1 rRNA gene is annotated in these 3,040 nt (G+C 55.1%); it reads left to right on the top strand.

The features are described from left to right. The first annotated feature begins 126 nt into the window (after positions 1–126). Positions 127–3,010, top strand: a 23S ribosomal RNA gene (locus tag ACK8P8_RS22175). Positions 3,011–3,040 lie beyond the last annotated feature (30 nt).

Below are 3,040 nucleotides of genomic sequence, written 5' to 3'. Positions count from 1 at the left end.
AAGTTCTTTGACATGCTGGAACGTTAACGGATTATTTAATCCGTGAAGTAAAAATGTAGTAAAAAACACAGAGCCGTCGGTGTAGTGATACATCGACAAGGTAGAAATACAACACGACGCTAACGAACGTGAATAACTAAGGGCGCGCGGTGGATGCCTAGGCTCTCGGAGGCGATGAAGGACGCGATAAGCCGCGATAGGCCACGGCGAGGTGCAAGTAACCCTTGACCCGTGGATTTCCGAATGGGGCAACCCGGCTGGATAGATTCCAGTCATCCTAAATGGAGGCGAACGCGGGGAACTGAAACATCTCATTACCCGCAGGAGAAGAAAACAACAGTGATTCCCCCAGTAGTGGCGAGCGAACGGGGAATAGCCCAAACCGTTGCCGTTTCGGCGACAACGGGGTCATGGGACCGCGATATTCGCGATAACATCAAGCGCAATTACCTGGAAAGGTAAGCCGTGGAGGGTGATAGCCCCGTGCGCGTAAATTGTTATCAAGATAGCGGTATCCCGAGTAGGGCGGGACACGAGAAATCCTGCCTGAATTCACCAGGACCGCCTGGTAAGGCTAAATACTCCCGAGAGACCGATAGTGAACCAGTACCGCGAGGGAAAGGTGAAAAGCACCCCTAGCCGGGGAGTGAAATAGACCCTGAACCCGCGCGCCTACAAGCGGTCGGAGCGGGGAGATCCCGTGACGGCGTGCCTTTTGCATAATGAGCCTACGAGTTAGTCGTCACCAGCGAGGTTAAGTCCTTCAGGGACGTGAGCCGAAGTGAAAGCGAGCCTCTAAAGGGCGTAAAGTTGGTGGCGCTAGACGCGAAACCTTGTGATCTACCCTCGTGCAGGTTGAAGTCGCGGTAACACGTGATGGAGGACCGAACCGGTAAACGTTGAAAAGTTTTCGGATGACGCGAGGGTAGGGGTGAAAGGCCAATCAAACTGGGAAATAGCTCGTACTCTCCGAAATGCATTTCGGTGCAGCCTGTGGTGTTCTGTTCTAGAGGTAGAGCTACTGATTGGACGCGAGGGCTTCACCGCCTATCAAATCCGGATAAACTCCGAATGCTAGAACACCAGAACCATGGAGTGAGCCCGCGGGTGCTAAGGTCCGCGGACGAGAGGGGAAGAACCCAGACCACCCGCTAAGGTCCCCGATGGACGGTTAAGTTGATAAAACGAGGTGGGATCGCGAAGACAGCTAGGATGTTGGCTTGGAAGCAGCCATTCATTTAAAGAGTGCGTAACAGCTCACTAGTCGAGTGATCCCGCGTGGATAATACACGGGCATTAAACCGTCAACCGAAGCGGTGGGGTTAGCAGTAGCTAACCGGTAGGAGAGCATTCCTGTCGGCGCTGAAGGTGTATCGCGAGGTACGCTGGAGCGTCAGGAAAAGCAAATGTAGGCATAAGTAACGATAATGGGGGCGAGAACCCCCCACGCCGAAAGACCAAGGATTCCCCGGCAATGCCAATCAGCCGGGGGTCAGCCGGCCTCTAAGGCTAACCCGAGTGGGGATGCCGACGAGAAACGGGTTAACATTCCCGTGCTTCTCGTCACCGTTACGCGGTGACGGGGTGACCAAGGAACCGCGCGCTGACGGAATAGCGCGTTGAAGGCCGTACCCTGTGACGGTGGTAGTCAAGCACGCCACCCGAGGCGAAAGTCGATAGTACCGCGAGGCCTCGGCCGAGCGGATAGCGTTCCGGGCGTTAACCCCCGAGAAAACCCGCTAAACTTCAAGTGACGAGGAACCGTACTGTAAACGGACACACGTGGTCTGGTAGAGGATACCGAGGCGCTCGAGTGATTCATGGTCAAGGAACTAGGCAAAATAGTCCTGTAACTTAGGGATAAAGGACGCTCTAGTGATAGAGCCGCAGAGAAATGGCCCAGGCGACTGTTTACCAAAAACACATGGCTATGCCAAATCGAGAGATGACGTATATGGCCTGACACCTGCCCGGTGCCGGAAGGTTAAGAGGAGAGCTTAGACGAAAGTCGAGGGTTTGAATTGAAGCCCCGGTAAACGGCGGCCGTAACTATAACGGTCCTAAGGTAGCGAAATTCCTTGTCGGGTAAGTTCCGACCTGCACGAATGGTGTAACGATCTGGGCACTGTCTCGACCATGAGCTCGGTGAAATTGTAGTTCCGGTGAAGATGCCGGGTACCCGCGACGGGACGGAAAGACCCCGTGAACCTTTACTGCAGCTTCGCGTTGTTCCCGGGCACGGGACGTGTAGGATAGGTCGGAGGCAATGAAGCGGTTTCGCCAGGAATCGTTGAGCCATCGTTGAAATACGACCCTTCTCTTGTCTGGGATCTAACTCTTTGTAAGAGGACACCGCGTGGTGGGTAGTTTGACTGGGGTGGTCGCCTCCAAAAGCGTAACGGAGGCTTCCAAAGGTACCCTCCGGTTGATTGGTAATCAACCTTCGAGTGCAATGGCACAAGGGTGCTTGACCGGGAGACACACAAGTCGATCGGGTGCGAAAGCAGGGCATAGTGATCCGGTGATCCCGCGTGGAAGGGTCATCGCTCAAAGGATAAAAGGTACTCCGGGGATAACAGGCTGATCGCTCCCAAGAGCTCATATCGACGGAGCGGTTTGGCACCTCGATGTCGGCTCGTCACATCCCGGGGCTGGAGAAGGTCCCAAGGGTTCGGCTGTTCGCCGATTAAAGTGGCACGCGAGCTGGGTTCAGAACGTCGTGAGACAGTTCGGTCCCTATCTGTCGTGGGCGTTGGAGATTCGCGAGGTCCTGACTCTAGTACGAGAGGACCGGGTTGGACGCGCCGCTAGTGAACCGGTTATGACGCCAGTCGTACGGCCGGGTAGCCACGCGCGGACGGGATAAGCGCTGAAAGCATCTAAGCGCGAAGCCTGCCTCAAGATGAGATCTCCTTGTAGGGTCGTTGTAGACGACGACGTTGATAGGCCACAGGTGTAAAGCCGGTGACGGCAAAGCCGAGTGGTACTAATCACCCGAGAGTTGACGTTCGGCGGGTTAGATGATACGTTTAACGTTCCG

The sequence above is a fragment of the Butyricimonas muris genome (assembly GCF_046365375.1).
GTDB classification, from domain to species: Bacteria; Bacteroidota; Bacteroidia; order Bacteroidales; family Marinifilaceae; genus Butyricimonas; species Butyricimonas muris.
This window is presented reverse-complemented; position numbering and strand designations above follow the sequence as displayed.